The 16,108-nt window shown below is 69.2% G+C and carries 11 protein-coding genes and 3 rRNA genes; 5 read left to right on the forward strand and 9 right to left on the reverse strand.

Annotated features, from left to right (window positions below):
- From rrf to ACWIYF_RS00025, 5 genes are all read right to left on the reverse strand, one after another.
- Window positions 1-116, reverse strand: a 5S ribosomal RNA gene (gene rrf / locus ACWIYF_RS00005).
- Window positions 117-235: 119 nt separating this feature from the next.
- Window positions 236-3,364 (reverse strand): 23S ribosomal RNA (locus tag ACWIYF_RS00010).
- 456 nt (window positions 3,365-3,820) lie between these two features.
- Window positions 3,821-5,341: ribosomal RNA gene (locus ACWIYF_RS00015) — 16S ribosomal RNA — on the reverse strand.
- Together the 16S, 23S and 5S rRNA genes form the textbook arrangement of a ribosomal RNA operon.
- Window positions 5,342-5,858: 517 nt before the next feature.
- Complete coding sequence (locus tag ACWIYF_RS00020) at window positions 5,859-6,458, reverse strand: alpha-ketoglutarate-dependent dioxygenase AlkB (protein ID WP_448626059.1); 600 nt, start codon at window positions 6,456-6,458, stop codon at window positions 5,859-5,861.
- A 58-nt stretch (window positions 6,459-6,516) separates the two neighbouring features.
- On the reverse strand, window positions 6,517-8,742 hold the full coding sequence (locus ACWIYF_RS00025; protein WP_448626060.1) for a RecQ family ATP-dependent DNA helicase: 2,226 nt from the start codon (window positions 8,740-8,742) through the stop codon (window positions 6,517-6,519).
- Window positions 8,743-8,822: 80 nt separating this feature from the next.
- Between ACWIYF_RS00025 and ACWIYF_RS00030 the strand changes: the two genes are divergently transcribed.
- Window positions 8,823-9,641 (forward strand): PHP domain-containing protein, encoded by an 819-nt coding sequence (locus ACWIYF_RS00030; RefSeq protein WP_448626061.1) that lies wholly within the window; start codon window positions 8,823-8,825, stop codon window positions 9,639-9,641.
- Window positions 9,638-10,159: an arsinothricin resistance N-acetyltransferase ArsN1 family B gene (locus ACWIYF_RS00035; protein WP_448626062.1), complete on the forward strand. Its 522-nt coding sequence runs from the start codon at window positions 9,638-9,640 to the stop codon at window positions 10,157-10,159. The genes ACWIYF_RS00030 and ACWIYF_RS00035 overlap by 4 nt, the downstream gene beginning before the upstream one ends.
- A 10-nt stretch (window positions 10,160-10,169) precedes the next feature.
- Here ACWIYF_RS00035 and ACWIYF_RS00040 read toward each other — a convergent pair whose 3' ends face one another.
- Window positions 10,170-10,619 carry a pyridoxamine 5'-phosphate oxidase family protein gene (locus ACWIYF_RS00040; protein WP_448626063.1) on the reverse strand — a complete coding sequence of 150 codons (450 nt, stop codon included), beginning with the start codon at window positions 10,617-10,619 and terminating at the stop codon, window positions 10,170-10,172.
- 96 nt (window positions 10,620-10,715) lie between these two features.
- Here ACWIYF_RS00040 and ACWIYF_RS00045 point away from each other — a divergent pair, with 96 nt between their 5' ends.
- From ACWIYF_RS00045 to ACWIYF_RS00055, 3 genes are all read left to right on the forward strand, one after another.
- Window positions 10,716-11,762 carry a carbamate kinase gene (locus ACWIYF_RS00045; protein WP_448626064.1) on the forward strand — a complete coding sequence of 349 codons (1,047 nt, stop codon included), beginning with the start codon at window positions 10,716-10,718 and terminating at the stop codon, window positions 11,760-11,762.
- Between the two features lie 13 nt (window positions 11,763-11,775).
- Complete coding sequence (bar, locus tag ACWIYF_RS00050) at window positions 11,776-12,879, forward strand: barbiturase (protein ID WP_448626065.1); 1,104 nt, start codon at window positions 11,776-11,778, stop codon at window positions 12,877-12,879.
- Between the two features lie 147 nt (window positions 12,880-13,026).
- Window positions 13,027-13,617, forward strand: coding sequence for a hypothetical protein (locus tag ACWIYF_RS00055; protein ID WP_448626066.1), 591 nt, complete (start codon window positions 13,027-13,029; stop codon window positions 13,615-13,617).
- Between the two features lie 7 nt (window positions 13,618-13,624).
- Here ACWIYF_RS00055 and ACWIYF_RS00060 read toward each other — a convergent pair whose 3' ends face one another.
- From ACWIYF_RS00060 to ACWIYF_RS00070, 3 genes are read right to left on the reverse strand one after another with little or no spacing between them, the layout of a single operon-like run.
- Window positions 13,625-14,866: an MFS transporter gene (locus tag ACWIYF_RS00060; protein ID WP_448626067.1), complete on the reverse strand. Its 1,242-nt coding sequence runs from the start codon at window positions 14,864-14,866 to the stop codon at window positions 13,625-13,627.
- Entirely contained in the window at window positions 14,863-15,450 is a 588-nt protein-coding gene (locus ACWIYF_RS00065) for an ArsR/SmtB family transcription factor (RefSeq protein WP_448626068.1), read from the reverse strand. The genes ACWIYF_RS00060 and ACWIYF_RS00065 overlap by 4 nt, the downstream gene beginning before the upstream one ends.
- A gap of 57 nt (window positions 15,451-15,507) precedes the next feature.
- Window positions 15,508-16,098, reverse strand: a complete 591-nt coding sequence (locus ACWIYF_RS00070; RefSeq protein ID WP_448626069.1) for a hypothetical protein — start codon at window positions 16,096-16,098, stop codon at window positions 15,508-15,510.
- Window positions 16,099-16,108: the final 10 nt, after the last annotated feature.

The raw sequence follows: 16,108 nt of genomic DNA on the forward strand, positions 1-16,108 counted from the left end.
TCCGGCGGCGTCCTACTCTCCCACCCCGTCCCCGGGGCAGTACCATCGGCGCTGAGAGGCTTAGCTTCCGGGTTCGGAATGGGTCCGGGCGTTTCCCTCTCGCCATGGCCGCCGTAACGCTGTGAACATGTCAAACCGGGCACCCCGGGTGGGGGTGGGCTGGTTTGTGCGTTCAGAACCGCACAGTGGACGCGAGATCTCCCTGCCGCTGCCGGCAGGAGAACAAGTAGATGAGTGTGTCAAGTCCTCGGCCTGTTAGTACCGGTCAGCTGCACACCTTGCGGTGCTTCCACTTCCGGCCTATCAACCCGCTGGTCTGGGCGGGGGCCTTACCCTCTCGTGGAGGTGAGAGACCTCATCTTGAAGCGAGCTTCCCGCTTAGATGCTTTCAGCGGTTATCCCTGCCGAACGTAGCCAACCAGCAGTGCACCTGGCGGTACAACTGGCACACCAGAGGTTCGTCCGTCCCGGTCCTCTCGTACTAGGGACAGCTCTTCGCAAGTCTCTTACGCGCACGGCGGATAGGGACCGAACTGTCTCACGACGTTCTAAACCCAGCTCGCGTACCGCTTTAATGGGCGAACAGCCCAACCCTTGGGACCTACTCCAGCCCCAGGATGCGACGAGCCGACATCGAGGTGCCAAACCATCCCGTCGATATGGACTCTTGGGGAAGATCAGCCTGTTATCCCCGGGGTACCTTTTATCCGTTGAGCGACACCGCTTCCACCTGCCGGTGCCGGGTCACTAGTCCCAGCTTTCGCTCCTGCTCGACCCGTCGGTCTCGCAGTCAAGCTCCCTTGTGCACTTGCACTCGACACCTGATTGCCAACCAGGCTGAGGGAACCTTTGGGCGCCTCCGTTACATTTTGGGAGGCAACCGCCCCAGTTAAACTACCCACCTGACACTGTTCCTGATCCGGATCACGGACCGAGGTTAGACATCCAATTCGACCAGAGTGGTATTTCAACGGCGACTCCACGAACACTGGCGTGCCCGCTTCCCAGTCTCCCACCTATCCTACACAAGCCGAACCGAACACCAATATCAAGCTGTAGTGAAGGTCCCGGGGTCTTTCCGTCCTGCCGCGCGTAACGAGCATCTTTACTCGTAGTGCAATTTCGCCGAGCCTGTGGTTGAGACAGCTGAGAAGTCGTTACGCCATTCGTGCAGGTCGGAACTTACCCGACAAGGAATTTCGCTACCTTAGGATGGTTATAGTTACCACCGCCGTTTACTGGCGCTTGAGTTCTGAGCTTCGCCCCGAAGAGCTAACCCGTCCCCTTAACGTTCCAGCACCGGGCAGGCGTCAGTCCGTATACCTCGTCTTACGACTTCGCACGGACCTGTGTTTTTAGTAAACAGTCGCTTCTCACTGGTCTCTGCGACCCCCTCCCGCCGCCCACCGCGAGGGTGTTGACGGGCTGGGGTCCCCCTTCTCCCGAAGTTACGGGGGCATTTTGCCGAGTTCCTTAACCACAGTTCGCTCGATCGCCTCGGTATTCTCTACCTGACCACCTGAGTTGGTTTGGGGTACGGGCCGCTCGGAACTCGCTAGAGGCTTTTCTCGGCAGCATAGGATCATCGAATTCGCCTCATTCGGCTATGCGTCAGGCCTCACCCTGATGTGGAGCGGATTTGCCTACCCCACGGGCCACACCCTTGCACCGGTCCTACCACTCACCGGCCCGACTACCTTCCTGCGTCACCCCATCGCTTGCCTACTACCAGTCCGGGTCCCACGCTCCGCCGCGCCTCGCTCGAAAGCTCGGCGCGGTTTCGGGTGGTTAGCATCGCCGGGTTCGGCATGGGCGCTCCTTCGCGGGTACGGGAATATCAACCCGTTGTCCATCGACTACGCCTGTCGGCCTCGCCTTAGGTCCCGACTCACCCTGGGCGGATTAGCCTGGCCCAGGAACCCTTGGTCTTCCGGCGGGGGAGTTTCTCACTCCCCTCTCGCTACTCATGCCTGCATTCTCACTCGCGTGGCGTCCACGGCTGGATCCCTCCGCCGCTTCACCCACCACGCGACGCTCCCCTACCCACCCCAGCCCCTGGCCGCCGACTCGAGGCCGGCGGCGGGGACGTGCTGAAGTGTCACGGCTTCGGCGGTGTGCTTGAGCCCCGCTACATTGTCGGCGCGGAACCACTTGACCAGTGAGCTATTACGCACTCTTTCAAGGATGGCTGCTTCTAAGCCAACCTCCTGGTTGTCTCTGCGATCCCACATCCTTTTCCACTTAGCACACGCTTCGGGGCCTTAGCCGATGATCTGGGCTGTTTCCCTCTCGACTACGAACCTTATCGCCCGCAGTCTCACTGCCGCGCTCTCACTTACCGGCATTCGGAGTTTGGTTGACTTCAGTAAGCTTGTGGGCCCCCTAGGCCATCCAGTGCTCTACCTCCGGCAAGAAACACGCGACGCTGCACCTAAATGCATTTCGGGGAGAACCAGCTATCACCGAGTTTGATTGGCCTTTCACCCCTACCCACAGCTCATCCCCCAGGTTTTCAACCCTGGTGGGTTCGGTCCTCCACGCGGTCTTACCCGCGCTTCAACCTGGCCATGGGTAGATCACTCGGCTTCGGGTCTAGAGCACGCGACTCAAAGGCGCCCTGTTCGGACTCGCTTTCGCTACGGCTACCCCCCACGGGTTAACCTCGCCACGTACCACTAACTCGCAGGCTCATTCTTCAAAAGGCACGCAATCACCCCGCCACACGGATGCGGCTAAGGCTCTCACGGCTTGTAGGCACACGGTTTCAGGTACTATTTCACTCCCCTCCCGGGGTACTTTTCACCTTTCCCTCACGGTACTTGTCCGCTATCGGTCACCAGGGAGTATTCAGGCTTAGCGGGTGGTCCCGCCGGATTCACACCGAATTCCACGGGCTCGGTGCTACTTGGGAAACAGATCCGGGAGGCGACACGCTTTCGTGTACGGGGCTCTCACCCTCTACGGCGACCCCTTCCAGAGGCCTTCCACTAACGACGCCGCTTTCTCACTCCCCGCCACTCCGGCAGAAATGGCTGGATCGTCCCACAACCCCGACCGCACAACCCCTGCCGGGTCTCACATGCGACCGGTTTAGCCTCCTCCGCTTTCGCTCGCCACTACTCACGGAATCACGGTTGTTTTCTCTTCCTGTGGGTACTGAGATGTTTCACTTCCCCACGTTCCCTCCACACGCCCTATGTGTTCAGGCGCGGGTCACACCACATGACTGGTGCGGGGTTCCCCCATTCGGACACCCTCGGATCAACGCTCGGTTGGCAGCTCCCCGAGGCTTATCGCAGCCTCCCACGTCCTTCATCGGCTCCTGGTGCCCAGGCATCCACCGTGTGCCCTTACCAACTTGACACAACAAAACCCCACCCACACCACCACACCCCCGAAGAGGGTCCGGCGATCCGGGCGGGCCTACACACCCTGCAAAACAGAGTCAGAAGATGCTCGCGTCCACTGTGCAGTTCTCAACGAACAAACAGCCACCGGTTGAGCCTCCGCCGCCGGCCCCGGGAACCCACGGCCCCGGGCGGTACGACAGACAACCGGCCCTGTCGGCAAGGAAGCATGCCCGCTCCCTCAGGACCCAACAGCGTGCCTACGACCGACCCCCCCGAGCACACCGCGCTCCACGCACCCCGCGGACGGGAGTGCAGTACTAGCGGCGCCCACCGGACGCACCGGCCGAACTGGTCAGCGTTCCACCCTCGAGCACCACCCAGACGACCCGGCAGCACCCACCACGGGCGCCGCTCCTGTTCTGGCGTGGCCCTGCACCACCCGGGGCTCCCGGGCGGTGAGTGCTCCTTAGAAAGGAGGTGATCCAGCCGCACCTTCCGGTACGGCTACCTTGTTACGACTTCGTCCCAATCGCCGATCCCGCCTTCGACGGCTCCCTCCCAGGGGGTTGGGCCACCGGCTTCGGGCGTTACCGACTTTCGTGACGTGACGGGCGGTGTGTACAAGGCCCGGGAACGTATTCACCGCAGCGTTGCTGATCTGCGATTACTAGCGACTCCAACTTCATGGGGTCGAGTTGCAGACCCCAATCCGAACTGAGACCGGCTTTTTGGGATTCGCTCCACCTCACGGTATCGCAGCCCTTTGTACCGGCCATTGTAGCATGTTTGCAGCCCTAGACATAAGGGGCATGATGATTTGACGTCATCCCCACCTTCCTCCGAGTTGACCCCGGCAGTCTCCCATGAGTCCCCACCATTACGTGCTGGCAACATGGAACGAGGGTTGCGCTCGTTGCGGGACTTAACCCAACATCTCACGACACGAGCTGACGACAACCATGCACCACCTGTGCACGGCCCTTACGGACCCCCCATCTCTGGGAGATTTCCGTGCATGTCAAGCCTAGGTAAGGTTCTTCGCGTTGCATCGAATTAAGCAACATGCTCCGCCGCTTGTGCGGGCCCCCGTCAATTCCTTTGAGTTTTAGCCTTGCGGCCGTACTCCCCAGGCGGGGCGCTTAATGCGTTAGCTGCGGCACGGAGACCGTGGAATGGCCCCCACACCTAGCGCCCAACGTTTACGGCGTGGACTACCAGGGTATCTAATCCTGTTCGCTCCCCACGCTTTCGCTCCTCAGCGTCAGTATCGGCCCAGAGACCCGCCTTCGCCACCGGTGTTCCTCCTGATATCTGCGCATTTCACCGCTACACCAGGAATTCCAGTCTCCCCTGCCGAACTCCAGTCCGCCCGTATCGACTGCAGACCCGGAGTTGAGCTCCGGGATTTCACAGCCGACGCGACGAACCGCCTACGAGCTCTTTACGCCCAATAATTCCGGACAACGCTTGCACCCTACGTATTACCGCGGCTGCTGGCACGTAGTTGGCCGGTGCTTCTTCTGCAGGTACCGTCACCTCACGGCTTCGTCCCTGCTGAAAGAGGTTTACAACCCGAAGGCCGTCATCCCCCACGCGGCGTCGCTGCGTCAGGCTTTCGCCCATTGCGCAATATTCCCCACTGCTGCCTCCCGTAGGAGTCTGGGCCGTGTCTCAGTCCCAGTGTGGCCGGTCACCCTCTCAGGCCGGCTACCCGTCGTCGCCTTGGTAGGCCACTACCCCACCAACAAGCTGATAGGCCGCGGGCCCATCCCCAGCCGGAAACCCTTTCCACCACCCGACCATGCGGTCAGCGGACATATCCGGTATTAGCCCCAATTTCTTGGAGTTATCCCAGAGCTGAGGGCAGGTTGCCCACGTGTTACTCACCCGTTCGCCACTGATCCCCCACCGAAGCGGGTTCACCGTTCGACTTGCATGTGTTAAGCACGCCGCCAGCGTTCGTCCTGAGCCAGGATCAAACTCTCCGTAGATGAATTCGAAACCAGGCCGAGAACCAAGAGCTAGCACTCTTGATGTCAATCAACCCAAAGAAACCCACAAAGGGGTTGTTACTTGGCACTGACTTTCGGCACGCTGTTGAGTTCTCAAGGAGCGGACGCGCAACAACTAGACCCTCACGGGCTTCGTCACTGGCGACTTTTTCCACTGTACGCCGCTCTCGGAGATGTTCACCCGGCGGGTTTCTCCGGGGCCCTTTCGGGCCCGGCGGCGCAACGGAGACGAAGGTACACGACCCGGAACACCCTCTGCACGGGGGGTCTCGGTCCGGACCGTCGTCCCAGCCGGACATCGGCACAACGCCGCAGGTGGGGCCCCGTATTTCGGTTCACGTGAGAGTCGGGCCACGCCTCACGGGGACCTCTGTCGCACCCGGTGGAACACCTGACACAGCGCCCAGTCACAGCCGGCCATGGGTCACCGGCGCGCGACCACCCCCTGACGGGTGCCGCCTGGGTCAGAGGACGCCGGCGGGCCGAAACTGGACACTCACGCGCGGCCCCACCGGCTTGTCGTCTTCGGGATGCAGTGCTCCCAGGTGCGCTGGCACGAGCCGCCCATCACGACGAGATCCCCGTGCCCCAGGGGAAAGCGGAGGCTGGGGCCACCGCCACCAGCAGGGCGCAGCATCAGCGGCCGCGGAGAGCCGAAGGACACGATCGCCACCATCGTGTCCTGGGAACGGCCACGGCCGATCCGGTCGCCGTGCCAGGCCACGCTGTCCCGGCCGTCCCGGTAGAGGCACATCCCCGCCGTGACGAACCGCTCGCCGAGTTCCGCCGCGTAGTAGCGGTTCAGGGCCTCGCGCGCGTCCGTCAGCAGCGGGTGCGGCAGCTCCTCGTGGCCGGCGTACCAGCGCAGCAGCCGGGGGACGGCCACCTCGCGGTCGTACATCTGCCGCCGGTCGGCACGCCACCCGATGTCGCCGAGCAGCACCTCGAGGACGGCGTCGGAACCGGTGACCCAGCCCGGCAGGTGGTCCACCCAGGCCCCGCGGCTCAGCTCGTGCCGGACCACCGCGCCCACCAGCGGGGTGAGAGCGGCCTCCTCGGCGAGGTCCCACATCGAGGGCTGGTGCGCCAGGGTCATGCCGGCACGCTACTCCACGTTTCGCACATGTGTGCGAAAACCTGTGGAGAACCGGAGGTCAGGCCGTCAGGGCGAGCGCGAACGGGAGCACCGCGCCAGCTCCCGCCCGGCGCAGCTCACGACCGGCGACGGTCATCGTCCACCGGGAGTCGGCGAGGTCGTCGACCAGCAGCACCGGCGCGGGGCCGATGGAGCAAAGCACCTCGGCCAGCTCCGGCCCGACGACGATGCGCCCCCACACCCCCGCCAGCCGGAAGGCGCTGTTGCCACCGGGCTGGCCGGTGGGCCCGCCGTGGGCGAGCGAGAGCGCCCCCAGGAAAGGCAGACGTCCCATCCGGGCCAGCCCCTGCGCCACCCCGGTGATCAGCGTGGGGCGGCGCCGGGACGGCATCGCGACGACCGCCCCGGGGCGCTCGGCCCAGTCCCACGCCTTGAGCACCCGGGCGCAGGCGGCCAGCAGCTCGTCGTCCGGAGGCAGGTCCGACACCGACCGGCGGACCGGCACGTCGAAGGCGGCGTCGGGATCCTCCTCGATGCCGGGCGCCTCCAGGTCCACGACCCCGCCGACGCCGTCGTCCCCGAGCAGGCTGCGCAGCCGCTGGCCCCAGCCCAGGTCGGTGAGCCGGGCGACCGCCCGGCCGGGGGCCAGCTGCTCGTGGGGCGAGATCTTGCCCTTCACCTCGACGCCGAGCCGGTCGGCGCCGGTCGGCCACTGGGCCCGCGGCGGGAGCTCCACGCCCGGCCGGTCCAGCACGGCGGCCGCGGCCTCGGCGGCCCCCGCCAGCACGTCCACCGCGTACCAGGGACCCGCGCAGACGTCGCAGCGGCCGCACGGGGCGGCGGTGGGGTCGTCGAGCGCCTCCTGCAGGAAGGCCATCCGGCACAGCGCCTCGTCGACGGGCTTCGCGTAGGCGATCATCGCCCGCTGCTCGGCCTCCCGGGTGCGGTGCACGCGGGCGTAGCGGTCGCCGTCGTAGACCCAGGGCTGCCCGGTGGAGCGCCAGCCGCCCTGCACGCGCTCCACCGCCCCGTCGACGGCGAGCACCTTGAGCAGCAGCTCGAGCCGCGACCGGCGGACGTCGGCGACCGTCTCCAGCCGCGCCACCGACCACGCCTTGCCGTCCGCCATCGCCGTGAGTACGGCGGCAGCGTGGTCCTCCCGCGGCATGGACGACGTCGCGAACCACTGCCAGATCGCGAGGTCCTCCGGCCCGGGGAGCAGCAGGACGTCGGCCGACTCCACGGCGCGGCCCGCACGGCCGACCTGCTGGTAGTACGAGACCGGGGAGGACGGCGCACCCAGGTGGACGACGAACCCGAGGTCGGGCTTGTCGAAGCCCATGCCGAGCGCCGACGTGGCGACCAGTGCCTTCACGCGATTGGCCCGCAGCGCCTCCTCTGCCTCCTTCCGGTCGGCATCGTCGAGCCGGCCGGTGTAGGCCCGGACGTCGTAACCGGCGTCGCGCAGCAGCGCGGCGGTCTCCTCCGCCGCGGCGACGGTGAGCGTGTAGACGATCCCGCTGCCCGGCAGGTCGCCGAGGTGTGCCGCCAGCCAGGCCAGCCGGGCGCGGTCCGTGGGCAGCCGCAGCACGCCGAGGCGCAGGGAGTCGCGGGCCAGCGGTCCGCGCACCGTCGTCACCTCGACGCCACCGGCGCCGAGCTGCTCGGCGACGTCGGCGACCACCCGCTCGTTCGCGGTGGCGGTCGTTGCGAGCACGGGGGTGCCGGGAGGCAGGGTGCCGAGCAGGTCGCGGATCCGGCGGTAGTCGGGCCGGAAGTCGTGCCCCCAGTCGGAGACGCAGTGCGCCTCGTCGACGACGAGCAGCCCGCAGCGGCGCACGAGGTCCGGCAGCTGCTCCTCGCGGAACCGCGGGTTGGTCAGCCGCTCGGGCGAGACCAGCAGTACGTCCACCTCGTCGGCGGCCAGGCGGGCGGCGACGTCGTCCCACTCGGTGGCGTTGGCGCTGGAGATCTCCACCGCCCGGATGCCGGCTCGCGACGCCGCGGCCACCTGGTCGCGCATCAGCGCGAGCAGCGGCGAGACGAGCAGCGTCGGGCCGGTGCCGCGCCGGCGCAGCAGCGCCGTGGACACGAAGTAGACCGCCGACTTGCCCCACCCGGTGCGCTGCACGACCAGCGCGCGCTGCGAGCGCTCGACCAGCGCGGCGACGGCGGCGTCCTGCCCCTCGCGGAAGACGGCGTCGGGGCGGCCGGTCAGCTCCCGGAGGACGGCGAGGGCCTCCTCGCCCACGGAGGTGGTCAGGCCGGCAGGGGGAGCGCTCACCCGTCCGACAGTAGGCAGCGGCACCGACAGGAGGCCCCGCCCGCGCCGAGACCTGTGGAGGGAGAGCAGAATCGGCGGTGATGCGACCGCCGGACAACCACGTGCACACCGAGTGGTCCTGGGACACCGCGGACTCCGCCTCGATGATCAGCGCCTGCACGCGCGCGGTCGCCGAGGGCCTGCCGGCGATCGCGTTCACCGAGCACCTGGACTTCACGGTCTGGCACGACGAGGACCGCGCCACGACGTCCGGGATGCTCGGCCGCCACCCGGGCCAGCAGCTGCCGATCGACGTCGAGGGCTACTTCGCCGACATCGCCGAGTGCCGGGAGCGTTTCCCCCAGCTGCGGATCTGGTCGGGCGTGGAGGCCGGCGAGCCGCACCTGTTCGCCGCGAGCCTCGGCCGCCACCTCGAGCAGTCGCCGGTCGACCGGATCCTCGGCTCCCTGCACTCGCTGGAGCTGGACGGGCACCTGGTCGGTGTCACCCGGCTGCTGTGGTCGGACCCCGACGGCACGATGCGCCGCTATCTGGCCGAGGTCGTGGACATGGTCGAGTCCAGCGACGTCTTCCAGGTGCTGGCGCACGTCGACTTCCCGCGCCGCTACTGGCCCGGGGGGACGGACCGGTTCGTCGAGAAGGACTTCGAGGAGGAGTACCGGGCCGTGTTCCGGGCGCTGGCCGGCACCGGCCGGGCGCTCGAGGTCAACACGAGCAGCCCGCTGGCCTCGGTGGACCTGGTGCGGTGGTTCCGCGAGGAGGGCGGGGACGCGATCAGCTTCGGCAGCGACGCCCACCAGCCGCGCTCGGTCGGCCAGCGCTTCGACCTCGCGGTCGACATCGTCGAGGCGGCAGGGTTCCGGCAGGGTCGCGACCGGTTCGACTTCTGGCGCCGGTGACGACGATCCGCGACGCGACGCCGGAGGACGGCGCCGCCTGCGCCGCCATCTACGCGCCCTACGTCACCGACACCGCGATCACCTTCGAGTACGAGCCACCGACACCGGCCGAGATGGCCGAGCGGATCGCCACGGCGCAGAAGAACCACGCCTGGGTCGTGGCCGAGGACGACGGCCGGGTGGTCGGCTACGCCTACGGCGGCCCCTACAAGCAGCGGGCGGCCTACCGCTGGTCCTGCGAGGTCAGCGTCTACCTCGAGCAGGGACGACGGCGCAGCGGCACGGGCCGCGCGCTCTACGAGGCGCTGTTGGAGCGACTCGCCGCGCGCGGGTTCCGGACCGCCGTCGCCGGCATGACCCTGCCCAACCCCGCCAGCGAGGGCCTGCACCGGGCCCTGGGCTTCGAGCCGATCGGTGTCTACAAGAACATCGGCTGGAAGCACGGCCGCTGGCACGACGTCGCCTGGACCCAGAAGGCGCTGGCGACGGGCCAGGGCCCGCCGGCCGAGCCCCGCTGAGCGCCGCGGATCACTTCCGGCGCCGCTCCTCCAACCCGCGGCCGGGGTGCCACGACTGGATGACCAGCAGGCTCCGGGTCTCGTCCAGGCCGGTCCACACCACCTCGTGCAGGTCGATGTCGAACACGTGGGCGCCGTCCTTCGTGTCCGGCTTCGCGACCGCCCGCCCCGCCACCTTGCCCTCCCCGGGCCAGTCCGCGCCGCCCTCTCCCGGCTCCGCGGTCGGGCTGTGCAGCGCGACGCGCGGATCCCGCAGCAGGTCGCGCGCCTTGACCGCCCCGGGCATCGAGCCCAATCGGAGCGCGCCGTCGTCGCTGAACTCGACCTCGGTCCCGCTGATGCGCGGGGACCCGTCGGCCCGCAGGGTGGCCATGGTCGCGTGCTTGCCGCGACCGAAGGCCGCCCGCACGCGGGTGGCCAGGTCGGGCGCCTCCTGCTGGAACTCCCGCCAGCTCACCATGCCCGCAGTCTGCCGCCAACCGCCGACAACTCCGGACGCTTTCTCACCCCGGACAACTACTTCACCGCTAAGAGAAACGCCGCTAGGCTCCGCCGGGTGAGCAATGACGGCACCGTGGCCGACCGGCTGCGGGCGCGGATGCGCCGGGCCGCCGCCTCCGTCGTCGCCGCGGACCAGGCGGCCGCCCGACGGGTCGTGATCGCGCTGGGGGGCAACGCGATGACCGGGCCCGACGGCTCCGCCACGCCGAGCGCGCAGCGGGACGCGATCGCGGCGGCCTCCGCCCACATCGCCGACGTCGTCGCGACCGGCGCCGAGGTCGTGCTGACGCACGGCAACGGCCCTCAGGTGGGCAACCTGCTGGTCAAGAACGAGATGGCGGCGCACGTCGTCCCGCCCGTCCCGCTGGACTGGAACGTCGCGCAGACCCAGGCGACCATCGCCTTCACCCTGGCCGACGAGCTCGACGCCGCCCTGGAGGCCCGCGGGCTGACCCAGCGCACCGCCGGCCTGGTCACCCGCACGCTCGTCGACGCCGACGACCCCGGCTTCCGCGAGCCGTCGAAGCCGGTCGGTCGCTTCGTGTCCCGGGAGGAGGCCGAGCGCTTCATCGCTCACGGCCAGATCTGGGAGGACCGCGGCGAACGGGGCTGGCGGCGCGTGGTCGCCTCGCCCGAGCCCCGGTCGGTGGTCGACTACCCCGCCATCCACGCGCTGGCGCTCGCCGGTTTCGTCGTCGTCTGCGCCGGCGGCGGGGGCATCCCGGTCGTGGACGACGGTCAGCCCGGGCACGCGCTGCGCGGCATCGAGGCGGTCATCGACAAGGACCTGACCGCGGCGATCCTGGCGCACGAGCTCGGCGCGGACACGCTGGTCATCGCCACCGACGTCCCCAACGTGATGGTCGACTTCGGCCGGCCCGAGCAGCGGCCGCTCGGCCGGGTCACCGCCGCCGAGCTGCGCGAGCACGCCGCGGCCGGCCAGTTCGCGCGCGGCAGCATGGGCCCCAAGGTGGAGGCAGCACTGCGCTTCGTCGAGCGGGCGCCGTCCGACGGCACAGCACGTCGCGCCGTCATCACGTCGCTCGAGCACATCGCCGACGCCGTCGCCGGAGACGACGCCGGCACCGTCCTCACCGAGTAGAGAGAGGTAAGCCGTGCCCGCACCCATCGAGGTCCGCAAGGTCCCGCTGCACAACGTCAGCGACGCCTCCGAGCTGGCCAAGCTCATCGACGACGGCGTCATGGAGGCCGACCGGGTCATCGCCGTGATCGGCAAGACCGAGGGCAACGGCGGCGTCAACGACTACACGCGGATCATCGCCGACCGTGCCTTCCGCGAGGTCCTGCTCGAGAAGGGCTCGCGGAGCAAGGAGGAGGTCGCGCAGATCCCGATCGTGTGGTCGGGCGGTACGGACGGCGTGATCAGCCCGCACGCCACCATCTTCGCGACGCTGCCCGAGGACGCCGTCGAGAAGACCGACGAGCCGCGGCTGACCGTCGGCTACGCGATGAGCGACGTGATCCTGCCCGAGGACATCGGCCGCATCCCCATGGTGGAGAAGGTCGCCGAGGGTGTGCGCCGGGCCATGGCGGAGGCCGGCATCACCGACCCGGCCGACGTCCACTACGTGCAGACCAAGACGCCGCTGCTGACCATCGAGACGATCCGCGAGGCCAAGGCCCGCGGCAAGGACACCTACTACGACGAGCCGCACGGCTCGATGGACCTGTCCAACGGCACGACCGCGCTGGGCATCGGCGTGGCGCTGGGCGAGATCGAGATGCCGAAGCAGGAGCAGGTCATGCGGGACCTGTCGCTGTACAGCTCCGTCGCCTCCTGTTCCTCGGGCGTGGAGCTGGACCGGGCGCAGATCGTCGTCGTCGGCAACGCCCGCGGCCACGGCGGCAACTACCGGATCGGCCACTCGGTGATGAAGGACGCGCTCGACCAGGACGGCATCTGGGACGCCATCCGCCAGGCCGGCCTCGACCTCCCCGAGCGCCCGCACGTCAGCGACCTCGGCGACCGGCTGGTCAACGTCTTCCTCAAGTGCGAGGCCGACCCGACCGGCTACGTCCGCGGTCGGCGCAACGCGATGCTCGACGACTCCGACGTCTTCTGGCACCGGCAGATCAAGGCCACCGTCGGCGGCGTCGCGGCGTCGGTGACCGGCGACCCGGCGGTGTTCGTCTCGGTCGCCGCCGTCCACCAGGGGCCCTCCGGCGGCGGCCCGGTCGCCGCGATCGTCCGGGTCTGAGAACCCGACGCGAGATCCGCGGTCTCGTGGCCTCCGAGCGCCGGAGGCCACGAGATCGCGGATCTCGCGGGACGAGTGGGACGGCGGGGACGACGTCGCCCCGTGCCTCCCGGGCGCGCGCGGCCGGCCGACCTAGCGTCGCCGTCCATGTCGCTCTTCTCCCGCCGCGGTGGCGCCGACGACGCGCCCGCCCTGCCGTACGACCCGCGCTCCAAGGAGGGGCTGGCCGCCCGCTGGCTGCAGTGGGTCGCCGCCGGCGGCATCAACGACCCGATCGACGACAAGACCGGCGAGCTCGCCGCGGCCAACCAGCCAGAGGACGTCTGGTTCCTCGCCGGTTCGTACGGCAAGACGGTGGAGCGGCGCTGCGTCGTCCCCGAGGGCCGCGACCTCTTCCTCCCGCTGTTCAACGTGTGGGAGCGGGCCGAGCACGGGCAGCTGGTCGTCGAGGGTGCCTACGGGTCCCTCGCCGTCGACGGGATGCCGGTGGAGCCCGAGGTGATCACCACCCCGGTGCCGTTCCCCGTCGCCGGGCGGGCGATGAACGTGGTCACCTTCCGGACCAAGCCGGTGGCCATGACGATCTGGGGCCTGTGGGCGCTGGTCCCGGCGCTGCCGCCGGGTGAGCACCTGCTGCGCGCGGTGGGCGGCATCGGCGACGACTTCGCCGTCGACGTCACGTACCGGCTGAGCGTCATGGCGCCGTTCGTGGCACCGGCGAACTACCCCGCCTGGTAGGCGCGGCTCACGGCAGCGCCGGCTCGGCCTCCTGCTCGGCGAGCGCCTCGTCGGTCAGCTCGGCGGCGTGCGCGCGCAGCAGCAGCCCGAGCACGCCGGCCAGGACCAGCAGCCCCGCTCCGGAGACGACGAAGACGGCGGAGATCCCGAGCACGTGCGCCACGGCGCCGCCGGCCAGCGCGCCGAGCGGGATCGCTCCCCAGACCACGGTGCGGTAGGCGCCCTGGACGCGGCCGAACATGTGCTCGGGGATGAGCGTCTGCCGCAGCGACATGGTCAGCACGTTCCAGACCATGATCCCGGCGGCCGAGGTGGCGAGCAGGGCGGACGCCACGTACGCGTGGTCGACCAGGCCCATCAGCAGGACGGCCAGCGCGCTGACGGTGGCGCCGGCCGTCAGCGCGCGGACCCTGCCGAGCAACCGGCCGACCAGGGGCGTCACCAGCCCGCCGAGCAGCGCACCCACGCCGCCGGCCAGCACGACCCAGCCGAAGCGTGACGTCGGGACCTGCAGCACCTCGAGCACGTACAGCACGAGGACGCCGCTGATCATGCTGTTGGTCAGGCAGGTGGCGCCGGACACGAGCGTGAACCCGCGCAGCAGGCGATGGCGCCACAGCCAGCGGACGCCCGCGGCGACGTCGGCCCGCACCGAGGAGGGGCCGGCGGCCCGCTCCGGCCGCCGCACCCCACACACGGTGAGGACGAGCAGCGCGGCGACGGCGAACCCGGCCGCGTTCAGGCCGAAGGGCAGCGCCACGGCCAGGGCGAACAGCGCCGAGCCGGCCGGCGAGCCGACGAACTGCTGCCCGAGGGACTCCTCGACGGTGAGCAGGCTGTTGGCGCGGTCGAGGTCCCGCCGTCCCACGACCTGCGGCAGCAGCGCCCGCGTGGCGCTGTCGTAGACCGTCTCCGCCGTCCCGAGCACGAAGGCGACGACGTACAGCGCGACGACCGAGCCGGTGTCCAGGACGACCAGCAGCGTCAGGGCGGCGAGGGACAGCGCACGGACGGCGTTGGCGGCCGACATGGCGTAGCGGCGGTCGACGCGGTCCACCACTGCGCCGCTGACCAGCGCGAACATCAGCCACGGCAGGAACGCGAACGTCGTCAGTCCCGAGACCAGAACGGGGTCGCGGGTGTAGGAGGCGGCCAGCAGCGGGAGCGCCACCCGGCCGATCCCGTCGGCCAGGTTCGACGTCGCGCTGCTGGCGTACAGCCGCCAGAAGCCGGAGCCGAGCCCGCTCACCTCGGCTCGCGCTCGGCGGTGGGGAAGACGGCGTACTGGACGTCGACGTGCCGCGCGCCCTCTCCGGGCGGCAGCTCGCGGTAGCGGTCGATGACGGCCTTGAGCTCGTCGGCCATGGCGCGGGTCTGGACGGGGTCGAGGGTCAGCGTGCCGTCCATGTCGCTGGAGGCCTTCTGCCACTCCTCCGGCCAGGTGGTCGCGGTCGCGAACCAGTGGGCGAGCCGGCGGCTGCGGCTGGACTCGAACTCACGGAGCAGGAAACCGGCCGCCTCGCTGGTGTCCGGGTCGGACATGAACCCCGTGCCGCTGATGTGGATCTCGTCCACCGCCATGCGCCACAGCCGGCGGCGGCGGCCGACGGCGTGCTGGTCGCCCTCCTCCGGATCGCCCTCCTCCACCAGGCCGTGCCGGGCCAGCTGGCGCAGGTGGTAGCTGACCGCGCCCGTCGACTCGCCCAGCTCCTCGGCCAGGCTGGTCACGCTCACCTGCTCCCGCAGATCGAGCACCCGCATGATCTGCACGCGCAGCGGGTGCGCGAGGGCCTTCAGGGAGGCGGCGTCGAGTTCCTTGCGGCGGACGGGCACGGCACAAGACTAGTTTGCAAAGAGCTGTTTGCAAACTAACCCGGGGAAATGGCTCGGTCAGCCGGCGAACCAGCTGTCCGGCGGGACGTCGGGCGGCTCAGGGCCCCTCGGCTCGTACGGTGTCGGCGGGCTCCACGGCCACAGCTCGACCACGCCGTCGGCCGCCCGGCGGACGGCCGCAGCGTCGAGTTCGACGTCGCTCTCCTCGATCCTCAGCTCGTCACAGCGGACGACGACGCGCAGCCTTCCGTCCGGCGGGAGGGGGCTGAGCCACCACGCCTGGTCGAACGCGGTGCCGTCGCCGTGGCCACCGGCCTGCTGGAAGACGAGATCGTGGTGCCGAACGCTGCCCCGGCTGGATGCCCGGCGTCCGTCGGCCAGCTCCACCCCGAGGAGGAAGGGGCCGTGACCCCGCCGGCGGCCCCACAGCAGCCCGTCCAGCTCATACCGGGCGGCCGCTTCCGAGCGGACCCGTACGGCGAGGTGAAAGGCGAGCCCCGTGGTGTAGACCTGCAGACCCACGAGCGCGACGGCGACGTCGTCGGTCCGGGCGAGCAGGGTGTTGGCCGGCAGCGCAACCGGGATCTCGTTGTCCGGCGCACTCATCCGCCGGAGCTCCTCGTTGCCCGGGCTCCCCGCCGTCCACATGGCCGGCAGC

The sequence above is a fragment of the Geodermatophilus sp. URMC 64 genome, from assembly GCF_053502555.1.

Excerpts from the sequence above, each read along its gene's own strand:
- ACWIYF_RS00055 (WP_448626066.1), top strand. The coding sequence starts at position 13,027 with ATGTCGCTCTTCTCCCGCCGCGGTGGCGCCGACGACGCGCCCGCCCTG.
- ACWIYF_RS00020 (WP_448626059.1), bottom strand. The coding sequence starts at position 6,458 with ATGACCCTGGCGCACCAGCCCTCGATGTGGGACCTCGCCGAGGAGGCC.
- ACWIYF_RS00070 (WP_448626069.1), bottom strand. The coding sequence starts at position 16,098 with ATGTGGACGGCGGGGAGCCCGGGCAACGAGGAGCTCCGGCGGATGAGT.
- ACWIYF_RS00040 (WP_448626063.1), bottom strand. The coding sequence starts at position 10,619 with ATGGTGAGCTGGCGGGAGTTCCAGCAGGAGGCGCCCGACCTGGCCACC.
- ACWIYF_RS00030 (WP_448626061.1), top strand. The coding sequence starts at position 8,823 with ATGCGACCGCCGGACAACCACGTGCACACCGAGTGGTCCTGGGACACC.